The organism is Streptosporangium sp. NBC_01755 (assembly GCF_035917995.1).
In the GTDB taxonomy this organism is placed as follows: Bacteria; Actinomycetota; Actinomycetes; order Streptosporangiales; family Streptosporangiaceae; genus Streptosporangium.
Window position 1 is genome coordinate 1,194,495 of record NZ_CP109131.1, and the last position, 14,859, is coordinate 1,209,353.

The 14,859-nt window shown below is 69.1% G+C and carries 12 protein-coding genes and 1 pseudogene; 4 read left to right on the forward strand and 9 right to left on the reverse strand.

The features are described 5' to 3' along the window. Window positions 1–10: 10 nt before the first annotated feature. The 3 genes from OG884_RS05035 to OG884_RS05045 form a co-directional block, all read right to left on the reverse strand. The gene (locus OG884_RS05035; protein ID WP_326642610.1) at window positions 11–1,243 is read right to left on the reverse strand and encodes a cytochrome P450; all 1,233 of its coding nucleotides are present in this window, start codon (window positions 1,241–1,243) and stop codon (window positions 11–13) included. Between the two features lie 51 nt (window positions 1,244–1,294). Continuing rightward, on the reverse strand, window positions 1,295–1,429 hold the full coding sequence (locus OG884_RS05040) for an alpha/beta fold hydrolase (RefSeq protein WP_326642612.1): 135 nt from the start codon (window positions 1,427–1,429) through the stop codon (window positions 1,295–1,297). Window positions 1,430–1,571: 142 nt separating this feature from the next. Continuing rightward, entirely contained in the window at window positions 1,572–3,137 is a 1,566-nt protein-coding gene (locus OG884_RS05045) for a GMC family oxidoreductase (RefSeq protein ID WP_326642614.1), read from the reverse strand. A gap of 166 nt (window positions 3,138–3,303) precedes the next feature. On the opposite strand from OG884_RS05045, the gene OG884_RS05050 reads away from it, so the two are divergent. Beyond that, the gene (locus OG884_RS05050) at window positions 3,304–4,836 is read left to right on the forward strand and encodes a long-chain-fatty-acid--CoA ligase (RefSeq protein WP_326642616.1); all 1,533 of its coding nucleotides are present in this window, start codon (window positions 3,304–3,306) and stop codon (window positions 4,834–4,836) included. Between the two features lie 211 nt (window positions 4,837–5,047). On the opposite strand, the gene OG884_RS05055 is transcribed toward OG884_RS05050, so the two are convergent. The 4 genes from OG884_RS05055 to OG884_RS05070 all read right to left on the reverse strand — a co-directional run bounded on the left by OG884_RS05055 (window position 5,048) and on the right by OG884_RS05070 (window position 9,711). Further along, complete coding sequence (locus OG884_RS05055) at window positions 5,048–6,307, reverse strand: cyclopropane-fatty-acyl-phospholipid synthase family protein (protein ID WP_326642618.1); 1,260 nt, start codon at window positions 6,305–6,307, stop codon at window positions 5,048–5,050. Between the two features lie 14 nt (window positions 6,308–6,321). Further along, the gene (locus OG884_RS05060) at window positions 6,322–7,680 is read right to left on the reverse strand and encodes an FAD-binding oxidoreductase (protein WP_326642620.1); all 1,359 of its coding nucleotides are present in this window, start codon (window positions 7,678–7,680) and stop codon (window positions 6,322–6,324) included. A gap of 110 nt (window positions 7,681–7,790) precedes the next feature. Continuing rightward, window positions 7,791–8,015: a hypothetical protein gene (locus OG884_RS05065; RefSeq protein ID WP_326642621.1), complete on the reverse strand. Its 225-nt coding sequence runs from the start codon at window positions 8,013–8,015 to the stop codon at window positions 7,791–7,793. 1 nt (window position 8,016) lies between these two features. Further along, on the reverse strand, window positions 8,017–9,711 hold the full coding sequence (locus OG884_RS05070) for a serine/threonine-protein kinase (protein ID WP_326642623.1): 1,695 nt from the start codon (window positions 9,709–9,711) through the stop codon (window positions 8,017–8,019). 228 nt (window positions 9,712–9,939) lie between these two features. Here OG884_RS05070 and OG884_RS05075 point away from each other — a divergent pair, with 228 nt between their 5' ends. Then, entirely contained in the window at window positions 9,940–11,073 is a 1,134-nt protein-coding gene (locus tag OG884_RS05075) for a CaiB/BaiF CoA transferase family protein (protein ID WP_326642625.1), read from the forward strand. 129 nt (window positions 11,074–11,202) lie between these two features. Here the strand turns inward: OG884_RS05075 and OG884_RS05080 are convergent, their stop codons facing one another. After that, window positions 11,203–11,670 carry a GyrI-like domain-containing protein gene (locus tag OG884_RS05080; RefSeq protein ID WP_326642626.1) on the reverse strand — a complete coding sequence of 156 codons (468 nt, stop codon included), beginning with the start codon at window positions 11,668–11,670 and terminating at the stop codon, window positions 11,203–11,205. 134 nt (window positions 11,671–11,804) lie between these two features. On the opposite strand from OG884_RS05080, the gene OG884_RS05085 reads away from it, so the two are divergent. Further along, window positions 11,805–13,244 (forward strand): GuaB1 family IMP dehydrogenase-related protein, encoded by a 1,440-nt coding sequence (locus OG884_RS05085; RefSeq protein WP_326642628.1) that lies wholly within the window; start codon window positions 11,805–11,807, stop codon window positions 13,242–13,244. A gap of 76 nt (window positions 13,245–13,320) precedes the next feature. After that, window positions 13,321–13,584, forward strand: a pseudogene (locus tag OG884_RS05090) (general stress protein); the annotation flags it as partial. A gap of 136 nt (window positions 13,585–13,720) precedes the next feature. On the opposite strand, the gene OG884_RS05095 reads toward OG884_RS05090, so the two are convergent. After that, window positions 13,721–14,656: an ATP-binding protein gene (locus tag OG884_RS05095; RefSeq protein ID WP_326642630.1), complete on the reverse strand. Its 936-nt coding sequence runs from the start codon at window positions 14,654–14,656 to the stop codon at window positions 13,721–13,723. Between the last annotated feature and the right edge of the window lie 203 nt (window positions 14,657–14,859).

Below are 14,859 nucleotides of genomic sequence, written 5' to 3' on the forward strand. Positions count from 1 at the left end.
TGGCAGGACCTCAGAAGTCGCAGTCGAGGTGCTTGATGCCGTTGATGAAGCTGGATCGCAGGCGGTCGGGCTCGCCGACCGAGCGGATCGCGGGCAGGCGGGTGAACAGCTCGCGGAACATCACGGTGATCTCGCGGCGGGCCAGGTGGGCGCCGAGGCAGAAGTGCGGCCCGGGGCCGCCGAAGCCGACGTGCGGGCCCTCGGTGCGCAGGATGTCGAAGCGGTGCGGGTCGGTGAAAACGCTCTCGTCACGGTTGGCCGCCCAGTAGTAGAGCAGGACCTTCTCGCCCTCTCGGTAGAGGTGACCGTTCATCTCGTGGTCGCGGGTGAGGCTGCGGCGCATCCAGGCGACGGGCGAGGCGAGGCGGACGATCTCCTCGACCGCGCCGGGCAGGCGCCCGTCGAGGTCCCCGAGCAGCAGTGCCCGCTGGTCGGGGTTCTCGGTGAACAGGTGCAGGCCGTGCGAGATGGCGTTGCGGGTGGTCTCGTTGCCCGCCACCACCAGCAGAATGAAGAACGAACCGAGCTCCTGCATCGTCAGCTTCTCACCGTCGATGTTGGCACTGGTCAGGGAGGTGGTGAGGTTGTCTCCGCCCTCGGCGGCCAGGGAGACGACGAGGTCCTGGAGCCGCTGCCCCGCTCCGAGGAGCAACTCGGCCGCGCGGCTGACGTCGGCGATGAACTCGGGGTCGCCGCCCGACAGGATGATGCTCGTGGCGTCGAAGACCGTCTGGTAGTGCTCGGGGCCGATACCCATCATGTCACAGATGATCTTCAGGGGCAGCTTGGCGGCCACCTCGGTCACGAAGTCACAGCCGGGGCCCCTGGCGATCAGCTCGTCCACGATCCGCACGGCGGTCGCCTCGACGTCGGCCTCGAACTTCTTGATCATCTTTGGCGTGAACGCCCGGGAGACGATCCGGCGAAGCCTCGCGTGCCGGGGATCGTCCATGCTGATCATCGAGCCGAAGTACTCGCTGAAGTCGGGGCCGAGGTCCTGGATGGACGTCGCCCCCCGGCCCGAGGAGAAGATCTCGGGGTTACGGCTGGCCTCGACGATGTCCGCGTGCCTTACCAGGGCGTAGTAGCCGGGACCGACCGGCGCGAAGGGGATCTCGGGTTCGGCGAACAGGATCGGGCCCGGCTGCGCGCGGAGTACCGCGAAGGCGGCCTCCCGTTCGGCCATCGGACGCTCCCAGAAAGTGATGTCCGACAGGTCGATGTCCGCGAGTGAAACCGTCACGCCAGCCTCCACTAGAACCACATTCGGTTTACCGATCCTGCCACAGGATCCTCAGCTCAACCAGTCGAGAACGAGGTCGTTGACTTCCCGAGGTCGTTCCAGGTGCAGGAAGTGCCCTGCCTGGAGAACATGCTCCCCCCTGGAGCCCGGCGGAAGGAAGGCCGCGGCCCGGTCGATCTGGTCCACCCCCAGGCCGCCGTCACGGACCCCGTGCAGGTAGAGGATCGGAACCTCCCGGCCGGTCGCGGACTGCTCGGCGGCATCGCGCCCGTCGGGGGCACCGCCATCGCGACCGCCTTACGCCGGCGCTCGGGGCGAAGAGGGCGCCTCAGCTGTCTGTGGCGATGAGGTCGGCGGCCTTCTCGGCGATCATGACGGTGGGCGCATGGGTGTGCCCCCGGTTGATGACCGGCATGACGGAGGCGTCGACCACCCGCAGACCCGCGACCCCGCGGACCCTCAGGGCGGGGTCCACCACCGACTCGGGATCGTCACCCATCCGGCAGGTGCCGACCGGGTGGTAGAGGGTCTCGCTGCGCTCGCGGATCCAGCGGACAAGCTCCTCGGTGGTCCTCGCCCCCCAGTACGGGTCCATCGGAGGCCCCGCGAGCGGTCGTAGCGCCTCGGTGGCGAACAGCTCCCCGGCCTTCCGCAGCCCGGCGACCTGCCGCCGGACGTCGGCCTCCGCCGTCAGGTAGCCGGGATCGATCACGACGTCGCGGCCGTCCAGCAGGACGCGGCCCCGACTCTCGGGTTGGAGCAGGATCGAGGCGATGGTCAGGCCGTGGCCGGACGGCGGGGTGAGGCCGTGGTTGACGAAGGGGCCTGGAGCGAAGATCAGCTCGATGTCGGGGGCGTGCTCCTCGGGAGAGGTGCGGATGAACGCCACGGCCTCGCCGACGTTGGAGGTGAGCATGCCCCGGCGGCCGACCAGGAAGCGGAGCAGGTTGCCCGCCGACTCGGCTCCGGCGAGCGTGATCGGCTCGGGGCAGTGCAGGACGACGCCCGAGGCGAGGTGGTCCTGGAGGTTGGCGCCCACCCCGGGCAACTCGTGGACCGGCTCGACGCCGGCGGCCCGCAGCTCGTCGGCCGGGCCGAGGCCCGACAGCATCAGCAGGTGCGGGGAGCCGATCGCACCGGCCGACAGCACGACCTCCCTGCGCGCCCGCACCACCGTACCGCTGTCGTCGTCGCCACCGTGATACCGCACGCCGGTCGCGCGCCCGCCCTCGATCAGCACCCGGCTCACGTGTGAGGAGGTCAGCACCGTGAGGTTGGGCCGCTTGGCCGCGGGTCCGAGATAGGCGTCGGCGGAACTCCAGCGGCGCCCCCTGTGCTGGGTGACGGGTGTCGGCGAGCACCCCTCGTTGGAGGGGCCGTTGAGCTCCTCCAGGCGGGCGATGCCCAGCTCCTCGCAGGCCCGAAGGAAGAGTGCGGTGGCCCGGTTCGGGGAGCGCAGCTCCGAGATGTGGGTCGGGCCTTCCGTGCCGTACACACCGCCCCGATTGGAGCCGGCACGGCGCTCGATCCGGTGGAAGTAGGGCAGGACCTCGTCGTAGGACCAGCCTGGCACGTCCCAGCCGTCGTAGTCCGCGCGGTGCCCGCGCACCCACATCTGAGCGTTCATCGAGGAGGATCCACCGAGCATCCGGCCGCGTGGCCAGTAGAGCTCCCTGCCGGACAGCTCGGACTGCTTGGCGGTGGTGAAGTTCCAGTCGTGTTCGGTTTTGAACAGCTTGGCGAAGCCGGCCGGCATCCGGACCTCAAGCCTCCTGTCGGAACCACCCGCCTCGATGAGGACGACCCTTGTACCCGGATCCGCGGAGAGTCGGTTGGCCAGCACGCATCCCGCCGACCCCGCGCCCACGATGACGTAGTCGTACTCCACGCTCACTGACCCCTCCTCGCACAGACGGTCAGCTCGCCTCCCCGTAAGCGGGCTCTTGTCTACTTACTCCCCCGCGGGTTGCTCGTCAATTTGTAACCAAAGTTACCTACCAGTAGGTATCCGATGGCTGCGAGTATGGGCGAGTCAGAGCTCGCTCGGAGGAGGACGCACGATGCTCAACCTGTCGGTCGCACTGGAGGACAGCGCCCGGGAGAACCCCGAGCGCACCGCACTGGTCTTCGGTGACCTGCGGCTGCCGTACTCCCTGGTCAACACCATCGCGAACCAGGTTGCCAACCTACTGGTCTCCAGGGGGATCGGGAAGGGGGACAAGGTCGCGCTGGCCTGCCCCAACCTGCCCTACTTCCCCTTCGTCTACTACGGCATCCTCAAGACCGGCGCCACGGTCGTGCCGCTCAACGTGCTGCTGCAGTCCAGGGAGATCGCCTACCACCTGGACGACTCCGAGGCCAAGGTGCTGTTCTGCTTCGAGGGCACCCCAGAACTGCCGCTCGGCGAGCGGGGCAAGGCGGGCTTCGAGGGATCGTCGGCGGAGCACTTCTTCGTGCTGCCCGCCGCCGCGTTCGCCACCGAGTCCGAGTACGGGGAGACCTTCTGGGCTGCGCTCGACGGCGTGTCCGGCGAGTTCGAGACCGTGCAGACCGCGCCCGACGACACGGCCGTGATCCTCTACACCAGCGGCACCACCGGCCAGCCCAAGGGCGCCGAGCTCAGTCATCAGAACATGCTGCTCAACGCCATGGTCTCGGATGAGATGTTCCCCCGCGCCGAGGGCGGCGACGCCTACCTGGCGGTGCTGCCGCTCTTCCACTCCTTCGGGCAGACAGTCATCATGAACGCCGGGTTCCGGCGCCAGGCGACCATCGTGCTCATGCCGCGCTTCGAGCCGGGGCCGGCCCTCGCGCTGATGCGCACCGAGAACGTCACGCTGTTCGCGGGCGTGCCGACCATGTACTGGGCCATGCTGACAAAGATCCACAGTGAGGGCGACGAGGTGCCCACCTCGCTCAAGGTCGCGGTGGCCGGCGGCGCCTCCTCACCCGTCGAGGTGCTCAGGGACTTCGAGAAGACCTTCGGGATCGGGATCCTGGAGGGGTACGGCCTGTCGGAGACCTCCCCGGTGGCCAGCTTCAACCATCCGGGCAGGCCCGCCAAGCCCGGCATGATCGGCACGCCGATCTGGGGTGTGGAGATGAAGCTGGTCGACGGCGACTGGAAGACCGTCGAGGGCGAGGGTCCCGGCGAGATCGCGATCCGCGGCCACAACGTGATGAAGGGCTACTACAACCGGCCCGAGGCGACCGCCGAGGTCATGAGGGACGGCTGGTTCCGCACCGGTGACATCGCCACCCGCGACGCGGACGGCTACTACGCCATCGTCGACCGGGCCAAGGACATGATCATCCGGGGTGGCTTCAACGTCTACCCGCGCGAGCTCGAAGAGGTCCTGATCACCCATCCGGAGGTCTCCCTCGCGGCGGTGGTCGGCGTCGCCCACGACTCGCACGGCGAGGAGGTCAAGGCGTACGTCATCCGCATCCCCGGCGCGACGATCACCGAGGCCGAACTCATCGCCTGGGGTAAGGAGAACATGGCGGCGTACAAGTACCCGCGGATCATCGAGTTCCGTGACGCCCTGCCGATGACCGCGACGGGCAAGATCCTCAAGCGCGAGCTCCGCTGAGCGGTTCGCACCCGCCGGGCCGAGAAAGCCTCGGGACCGGGTTCCGGCGCCTTCGTGTGTCGCCGGAACCCGGTCCCGACGAGGTGGCCACACCGGGTGGACCGAGGTGAACGCGCCCACGTGAGCGCGTCCGCGCGGGATCTCGTACGGGAACATCCCCTATGAGCTTCCTCCGCGCGGGCGCACCCGGCGTGAGCGCGTCCGCAGAGGGTCAGGGCCAGTCGCGTGAGGGGCGGAGCGGTACGTGGGCCGCCCCCTCGGAGTCCAGCTTCACGCCGAGGATCTGGTGAAGCTGGATCTTGTTGCGTTCGAAGCCGACCACGCAGGCCGCCATGTAGAGACGCCAGACCCGCGCCGTGCCCTCCCCTACCTCGGCGACCGCCTCGTCCCAGTGCTCGTCGAGGTTGGCGCACCAGTAGCGGAGGGTCTGCGCGTAGTGTTCGCGCAGGTTCTCCTCGTGCCGGATCTCGAAACCGGTGTCCTCGATCTGGCGGGCCAGGTAGCCGACCGACTCCAGCTCACCGTCGGGGAAGACGTAGCGGTTGATGAAGCCGCCGGCGTTGAGGGTCTTCTCGGTGCCCGTCGGCCGGGTGATGCAGTGGTTGAGCAGCCGCCCGCCGGGGACGAGCTTGTCGTACAGGGAACGGAAGTAGAAGGGCAGTTGCCCCTTGCCGATGTGCTCGGTCAGGCCGATCGAGCTGACGGCGTCGAAGCCCGTCTCCGGCACGTCGCGATAGTCCATGTGACGGACCTCGGCGAGCTCGCTGAGACCGGCCTCCGCGATGGCCTTCTGCGCCCACTCGGCCTGCTGGCGCGAGAGGGTGACGCCCAGCGCCTGCACCCCGTACTCACGGGCGGCGTGGATGACCATGCCGCCCCAGCCGCAGCCGACGTCCAGCAGCCTCATCCCCGGCTTCAGGCCCAGCTTCCGGGCGACCAGCTCGAACTTGGCGAGTTGTGCCTCCTCCAGGGTGGACTCCTGCTCGGGGAAGACCGCACAGGTGTAGGCCATGGAGGGGCCGAGCACCCACGAGTAGAACCTGTTGGAGACGTCGTAGTGGTGGTGGATCGCCTCGGCGTCGCGCTGCTTGGCGTGCCTGCTGCCCATCCGGGCGAGCATGCTGCGCCGCACCTCCTGCGGAGGCGGCGGCATCCGGGTGAGCAGTGGGCGGACCCCGAGGGCTCGGACGGCCGCGAGCTTCTGCCCGACGGGGATGTCGTTGATCGTGAGCGACCACATCCGGGACAGCAGGGTGTACATGTCCCCCTGGACGTCGAGGTGGCCGGACACGTACGCCCTGGCCAGTCCCAGCTCCCCGGGGGCCTGTGCCAGGTACGCGACGGCCGCCGGGGTCTTCACCTCGACGCTGATGTCGGCGCTGGCCGGGCCGGCCTTACTTCCGTCGTAGGCGACGAAGCGCACATCCGCCTCGGGGCCCATCACCTTTTCGAAGATCTCTGCGAGCAACACAGAATCAGCCTCTCCTAACGCCCCCGAACACACTTGTCGTAGAGGTCGAGCAACCGGCCACCCCCGTCGTATGCCCGCTTGACCGGCCAATAGGCGGTTCCGTTATAAAACCGCCAGAATTCATCCTCTGGGTAGAACGAGGTGGAGTACAGCGATTTATGACCGTCCAGCTCGTGGACCCGGTTCTCGATGAGACGGTTGTGGTAACCGTCGAACTGCCCCCGGGGCAACGGGACCGTCCCCCAGAAGCCGAAGTTGACGTACAGCCGGCCGGGCTCCAGCGGGTAGAGCGGCCACTCGCCCTCGGACCTCAGCGGGCACATCCAGACCGGCGCCATCCCGACCTTGTCGTGGAAGAAACTCAGGAACTCGGCACCGCGCTCGACGGGCACCTCGATGTCCTGGATGACCGACTCCTGCACCGGCAGGTCCCGCCAGCGGTCGATCCTGGCGATCACCCCGTACTTGCGGTCGAGGCCCACGAGCTTGCGGTAGACGTCCGAGCGCATCCACTTGCGCGGCATCAGGGAGCGCACCAGCGCGGTCTGCACGCCGAAGGCGCGCGAGCACCAGAACCAGTCGGTGTCCCAGCGCCACAGGTAGTCGCGGACGGTCAGCCAGTCGCGGGTCCTGGTCTGGATCGACCGGTAGTAGATGCGCATCCCGGTGTAGTCGGACAGGTACGGGGCACGCTCGGCGAAGCGTCCCACGGTGATGTAGAGCTCACCTGGACCAAAGAACGTGCCGTCCACGAAGTCGACGCGCTCGCCCTCGTGCTCGCCGCTTTCACAGATCTCGCGCATCGCGAGCATGCACTTGTCGGCGTCGCCGAACGGGATGTGGGTCAGCCTGACGTACGGCTGGACGGGCTTGAGCTTGATCCGGATCCGGAGGGCGTAGCCAAGCGTGCCGTAGGAGTTGGGGAACGCCCGGAACAGGTCGCGATGCTCGTTGTCGTCACGGGCCACGACGATCCTTCCGTCGCCGGTGAGGATCTCCAACTCCTCCACCGACTCGTGCGGCAGCCCGTCCCTGAAGCTGGTGGACTCGATGCCGAGCCCCGTCACCGCCCCGCCCAGCGTGATCGTCTTCAGCTGCGGCACCACGTACGGCATGAGCCCGTGGGCGAGCGTGGCGTCCACCAGGTGCTCGTAGGTGGTCATCCCCTGAACCTCGGCGGTCATCGTCTCCGGATCGACCGCGATGACCTGGTCCAGGTCCCTGGCGGAAAGCTTCGCCGACCGGGCGCCCTCTCTGAACCGGAACAGGTTCGTGGTGGCCTTGGCGAGCCGGGGCACCGCGTCGCCGGGAATGGCGGCGTAGGAATCCCTGATCTGCTCCACCGCTTGCCGGTGCGCCGACATTTCTGTCATCTGTCGCACGGTAATCACCCCCATCACCATCGTTGGAAAGATCGCCCCTAGGCACGTTATATCTCGGATGTCTCGGGAGCCAGGCGGGGCGCGTTAAACACTGGAAAACTCTACGGCCGTCCTTCCAGGAACCTACGGCCGACCACCGGATCAACCCCGTTGACCACGTTCGTCACCGGACGGCCGTCGATCGCGGCCTCGCCGAGCGCGGCGAGCAGCGACTCCCGATCGCGGGCCGCGGGGACCGACACCGCGATCCGGTCGCCCAGCGAGCCGAGCAGGTTACGCACCGCACCTTCCGGGAGCGGCGACGGCGCGAGCACCTTCCAGGTCATCTCACTCGCCTCCGCGGGGGTGGAAACTGCCGAACACCCGGTTCATGAGGGGCTGCTGGGCACCCCAGTCGCCGTCGTGGGTGGTCCAGCTGAGCACCATGACCGCGTCGCCCACCTCGATGAAACGCCGCACCTCGTGGTAGGTCACCCCGGCGGTGGCCCAGGGGGCTCCGCCGTTGTCCTTCATACTCCAGGTGAACTCCCACTGGAGCCCGGCGCCGTAGGCCAGGGGGATCTTCGCCGTGTCCTCGGAGTGGATCTCGCTCCACTGGGCCACGTTCTCCTTGACGATCTCCTGGAGGGACTCCAGACCGTCGGCGTCCGCCTCCAGCACCTCCACTGACAGGTGGGCGGCCCCGTCCCGGCGCAACCACTGGGTGTAGCCCGTCTCGGCCGCCCAGTCGCCGTTCCAGCCGGCCGGATAGCTGATGGACCAGTTCTCCGGCGGGCGGGCCCGCCATACCTTCAACCCTCCGGCGGGTGCCACGGTTCTGGCCGTGGTGGGAGTGGGAGTGGGAGTGGGGCTCGGGGTGGGCGTCTGCGACCTGGTCTCCTCCGTGGCTTCGGGCTTCGCCTCCGGGGAGGCGAGTTCGGCGCGCGCCACCGGCTGCGCCTCGGGCTGTGACATCGCCACGGCCGCGACGGCGCCACCTGCGGCCAGGAGCACGACGGCCGCCAGGACCAGCGGGATCCGGCCACCGCTCCGCGCCCCGCCGCTCCGCGCCCCGCCGCTCCGCCCTCCACCTCGCCGGCGGCCGGGCATCGGCGAGGTTCCGATCTCGCGCCCGTTTCGCTCCCCGGCGCCGCGCGGGTTCTCGCCGGTCCGTGCCGTACGGTGGACCGCCCTCTCGCCGGTCCGTGCCGTACGGTGGACCGCCCTCTCTCCGGTGCGCCGGGCCGCGGCCGACGGGTCGTCGAGGACCTCCGCCAGCATGGCGTCGGCCTGCTGGGCGGTCAGCCGGTGGGCGGGCTCGCGCTGGAGCATGCCGGTGAGCACCGCGCGCATCTCCAGGGGCACCCTGCTGAAGTCGGGCTCCTCGGTGAGGAGTGCGCCGAGGGTGGCGATGGCGTCTCGACGCTCGAAGGGACCGTGCCCGACCAGGGCCGCGTAAAGGGTGGCGCCGAGCGCCCACAGGTCGGACCAGGGACCCGCGTCGGTGCCGGTGGCGCGCTCGGGCGGCAGGAAGCTCGGCGAGCCCGTCACCATGCCGGTCTGGGTCAGCGAGGTGTCGCCCTCGATGGTGGCGATACCGAAGTCGGAGAGCACGGCGCGGCCGTCGGCCTCCAGCAGGATGTTGCTGGGCTTGACGTCGCGGTGCAGGATCCCGGCCTCGTGGGCCGCGCGCAGGGCCGAGAGGACCTGACGGCCGATGTCGGCGACAGGGCGTACCGGCAGCAGACCTACCTCGTCCAGCCCGCGGGCCCTGACCAGCTCCATGATGATCCAGGGACGGCCGTCCTGCTCCGCCACGTCGTAGATCGCCACGATGCCCCGGTGATTGAGCCGGGCGGCGGTCCTGGCCTCACGAGAGGTGCGGGTCAGCTGGAGCTGGTGCTCTGCCGGGGAGAGGTTGGGCGGCAGGAGCACCTCCTTGACGGCGACCGAGCGGTTGAGGAGGGTGTCGTAGCCCTCCCAGACAACACCCATGCCGCCCCTGCCGAGTTCCCGCAGCAATCGATAGCGCCCAGCGACCACCCGTTCACTGTGCGGATATGTCATCGCAAAACCCCTAGGTCCCATTCGGCGAAGGCGCAAGTTTCCCATACGCGCGCGGGCGCCACGCGGCTACTCGCGATGTGTCTTGCCACAGAAAGCCGAATGTTGTTCTATTCAGGCGAAGGGAACGGTGTCGCGTCCTACCGAGCGATTGCTTGTGTGAGCCGTACCGGACTAGAGTCGATACCGCACCCGAGGAGAATATCTATGGAGCGCGTGACCAGAAAGGGGCCGCTGGCCGGAGTTCGCGTGCTCGAACTGGCGGGGCTGGCCCCCGGGCCGTTCGCCGGGATGATGCTGGCCGACCACGGAGCCGAGGTACTGCGCGTCGATCGCGCGAGCGTCGTCGCCAAGGCGGGGGACGCGCCACGCGTCGATGTGATGGACCGGGGCAAACGGACGATCGGCCTGGATCTGAAGTCCCCCGAGGGGGTGGCCGCGTTCAAGGAGCTGGCCCGCCACGCCGACGTGGTCGTCGAGGTCTTCCGGCCGGGGGGCGCCGAACGCCTCGGCATCGGCCCCGCCGACCTGCACGCGATCAATCCGCGCCTGGTCTACGGGCGGATGACCGGCTGGGGCCAGGACGGCCCGCTCGCGCCGACCGCCGGGCACGACATCGACTACATCGCCATCTCCGGCGTGCTGTCGATGCTGGGCCGCGAGGGCGAGCGCCCCACCCCGCCGATCAACATCCTCGGCGACTTCGCCGGGGGCGGCCTCATGCTCGCGTACGGCGTGCTGCTCGCGCTGATCGAGCGGGAGCGGACCGGCGAGGGCCGGGTGATCGACGCCGCCATGGTGGACGGCGCGGCGACATTGTTCGCGATGTTCCACCACGGCGCGCAGACCGGCCTCTGGGGCCCGCGCGGCACGAACCTGCTCGACACCGGCGCGCCGATGTACGACACCTACGAGACCGCCGACGGCGGACATGTGGCCGTCGGCTCGCTGGAACCGCAGTTCTGGGCGGAGATGGTCACGCTGATGGGACTTGAGGACCTGCCCGACCGCGATGACAGGAAGCAGTGGCCCGCGCTTCGCGAGCGGCTGGCCGAGGCCTTCCGATCCAGAACCCGCGCCGAGTGGGAGGCGATCTTCGACGGCTCCGACGCGTGCGTCTCCCCCGTCCTGGAGGTGGGCGAGGCCGCAGAGCATCCGCACAACAAGGCCAGGGGCACGTTCGTCGAGGTCGGCGGCGTCCGGCAGCCCGCCCCCGCGCCACGCCTGCTCGGCGTGGGGGAACAGGACCTCTCCCCCGCCACCCGGCTGGCGGACCTGACCTCCTGGGGCCTGTCCGACGAGGCCGCGGCGCGGCTGCGCGAAGCGGGCATGCTGGCCTGATCGACGTCCTCGACGCCTTCAGGGACACCTGGAGGCAGGAGGGCCGAGTCCCGGCGGCCCGGCCCGCCGAACGACGACGACCTAACCCGCCCCGGATCGCCCGGCGCGACAGGGGCCGCGCCGAGCCGCTCAGCGCATCGGGGACATGACCGCCGCGTAGATGTCGGCGCCCCCGGGGTGGTGCACCTCCACGTCCGTGGTGAAGGCCCTCGGCGGGGTGCCTCCCGTCTCGGTGTGCTTCCACAGCCGCTGCCACTCCTCCAGCAGCGCGTCCGGCATCGGCCCTCGGGCCTCCAGCTTCAGCGAGGGCACCCCGGGCACCCGCACCGCCACCATGCCCTCGGGCAGCGCCGCGGCACTGCGCACGGTGACCCCGACGATCTGGGTGTAGGCGCCGTGGTGGTCGCTCTCGTAGTCGGTGAGCACGGCGTAGATGTTCTCGTCGATCCGTCCCGGCACGTGCGCGAAGGCTCCGGGGGACCCCGCCCTCGCCCACTGCGCGCGGAGCCTGCCCCGACCCGGCTCCATCTCGTCGGCGTTCGATGTTCGTACCGCATGACCTACTACGAGCATCTCGGGCCGATCAACCAGGATCACAACGCCTCCTCATGGCCACCCATTATTCACGCAAACCGGATCTTAGCCTCCGCTCCGACCTGCTGGATCCTCTTGGAGAGCGTGGAAAGGGGGAACGCTCATCTCTGGCAATTCACGGGATAAGGTGGAATAACGTGAAATTTCTCAACGAGTCGGTCCCGGCCTACGACCTGACCTACAGCGACGTGTTCATGGTGCCGTCGCTCTCCTCCGTCGGCTCACGGCTCGCCGTCGACCTCTCCAGCCGGGACGGCACCGGAACCACCATCCCCATCGTGGTCGCCAACATGACGGCCGTGGCGGGAAAGCGGATGGCCGAGACCGTCGCGCGCCGGGGCGGGATCACCGTGATCCCACAGGACATCCCGATCGACGTGGTCGCCAATGTCGTCGACTGGGTCAAGAAGCGCGATCTGATCCACGACACACCGCTGACGCTCACCCCGCACGACACCGTCGGCGAGGCGCTCAACCTGCTGCCCAAACGGGCCCACGGCGCCATCATCGTCGTCGACTGGGAGAACCGCCCGGTCGGCGTGGTCACCGAGGGCGACTGTTCCGGCGTGGACATGTACACGCAGCTCTCCCAGGTGATGTCCGACAACCTGCTCACCCTGCCCGCCGGGCTCGACCCGCGCGAGGTCTTCGACCGCCTCCACGAGGGCCGCCACCGGCTCGCCCCCGTCGTGGACGGCGACGGCCGGCTGGTCGGCATCCTGACCAGGACCGGCGCGCTGCGCTCCACCCTCTACCAGCCCGCGGTCGACGACTCGGGCAGGCTCCGCGTCGCCGCGGCCGTCGGCGTCAACGGCGACGTGGCCGCCAAGGCCAAGGAGATCCTCGACGCCGGGGTGGACTGCCTGGTCGTGGACACCGCCCACGGCCACCAGGAGAAGATGATCAGCGCCCTGCGGGCGGTTCGCGGGCTCGACCCCGGTGTACCCGTCGCGGCGGGCAACGTCGTCACCGCCGAGGGCGTGCGCGACCTGGTCGACGCGGGAGCCGACATCCTGAAGGTCGGCGTCGGCCCCGGGGCCATGTGCACCACCCGGATGATGACCGGCGTGGGCCGCCCGCAGTTCTCCGCCGTGCTGGAGTGCTCCGCGGAGGCTCGCAGGCTGGGCCGCCACGTGTGGGCCGACGGCGGCGTCCGCCACCCCCGTGACGTGGCCCTGGCCCTGGCCGCCGGAGCGGCCAACGTGATGATCGGTTCCTGGTTCGCCGGCACCTACGAATCGCCTGGCGACACCCGTACCGCCCCCGACGGGCGCAAGTACAAGGAGAACTTCGGAATGGCCTCGGCCCGCGCGGTGATGCTGCGCACCGCCGAGGACTCCCCCTTCGAGAGGGCCCGCAAGGCACTGTTCGAGGAGGGCATCTCCACCTCCAGGATGTACCTCGACCCGGCCATGCCCAGCGTCGAGGACCAGATCGACGCCATCGTGGCCGGTCTGCGCTCCTCGTGCACCTACGCGGGCGCCTCCACGCTGGAGGAGTTCCACGAGCGCGCGGTGATCGGTGTGCAGAGCGCGTCCGGCTACACCGAGGGCATGCCGCTCCACCAGAGCTGGTGACTCACCCGCCGGGATGAGGCGCCGCCGTCCCCGCGGCGCCTCCCTCTCGTCCCCCACCCCCGAAAGGCGAGCACCCATGAACGAGACGCCCACCGGCCTGGACACACAGGTCGTGGTGGACCGGAGGGTGCTGGCAGGCTACGACAACTACCTCGCGGCACAGCGAACCGTGGACGGTCTCTCCGACGCCGGATTCCCCGTCGAGAACGTGGCGATCGTCGGCAGCGACCTGAAACTTGAGGAGACCGTCACCGGCAGGGTGACCGACGGCCGGGCCGCGCTCACCGGAGCGGGCAGCGGCGCGGCCTTCGGCGCCATGGTCGGGATGTTCCTCGGACTGTTCACCTCGACCGCGCTGTCGTTCATCGTGCTCGTGCTCTGGGCAGCCCTGTGGGGTGCCGTGATGGGCGCCGCGTTCGGGTTCATCAACCACGCCTTCACCCGCGGCAAGCGGGACTTCGCCTCGCGCAGCGCGATCATCCCCTCCCGTTCTCCGGACCGGGTCGGCTGTGACACCTTCCAGACGGGCTGTTCTGTTCGAGCTCGAACCAGATCAGGGTTCCACTGGAATCGCGGTGGAATCCCCAGCGGGTGGCGAGGTCGTTGACGAGCATGAGTCCTCGGCCACCGGTGGCGTCCAGGCCGGGCTTTCTCGTACAGGGAATCTCCGATGTGCCGGAGTCCTGAACGGTGATCAGTACGCCATGGGAGATGAAGGCCACCGTAACGACGAACTCTCGTGGCCGGTCGACCGGTCCGCTGGAGTACTCGACGGCGTTGGTGGCGAGTTCGCTGGTGAGGAGTATGGCGTCGTCGCGGAGCGGGTGGTCGTCGCCGAGGAGTTCGGCGACGAAGACGCGTGCGGGTCTGACCTGGTCGGGGGTGGCCGCGAACCGTTGGGAGATGACGGGCGTGTGGCCCAGAGGCGCTGACCAGCCGGGGATTCGGCCCAGGTGCGGTGACCGCATGGCGCCGCCGACTGGTGTACGGAAGCGGTCAGCGAGTACGCCGACGAGTGCGGACAGCAGGCGCGTTGCCATCTCGGTCACCTCCCGTGCTCGCGATCCCGTTGTGCTCGGGATTCCCGGCGACCTTGACGTCCGTGCTGCCCCCGGGTGCGGGGCTTCTTTCGTTGAGAGGGGGCGGTTGGGCTGGTCGGGGGCGAGGTGGGGGTGGAAGTTCTCGATGTGCTGCATCTGGGCGGCCAGTTCGGCGGGGGTGTCGGCCTCGATCAGGCCGATGCGCTGCCTGCACCAGACGGGGGAGAGCGCCCACCAGTGTCCGGTGGCCTTGCCGTACCAGAGGTGCCAGCCGGTGAACCGCAGCGCCAGCGCGCGCGGCACCCGGTCGTATTCGTCGTCCCGCGATGTGTGTTGCGGAAGCGGAGGCTCGGTGGCCTGGCAGGGATCCATGGTGATCACCAGTGGGGGGGTTGCCCGGCATATCTTCTCCCAGTGAGATCGAGTAACTCTGTGTAATTTCCTTTCAAGAGAAGCGCAGGTGAGTGACGATGAAAGGAGCCTCGTGGGGGCCCGCGCCGAGGGGCCGCCTTGAAGGCCAGATCAGTCGCGAGGGGGCCGCTTCCTGGCCTACAGGCAGTGAGCGAAAGGAGCCA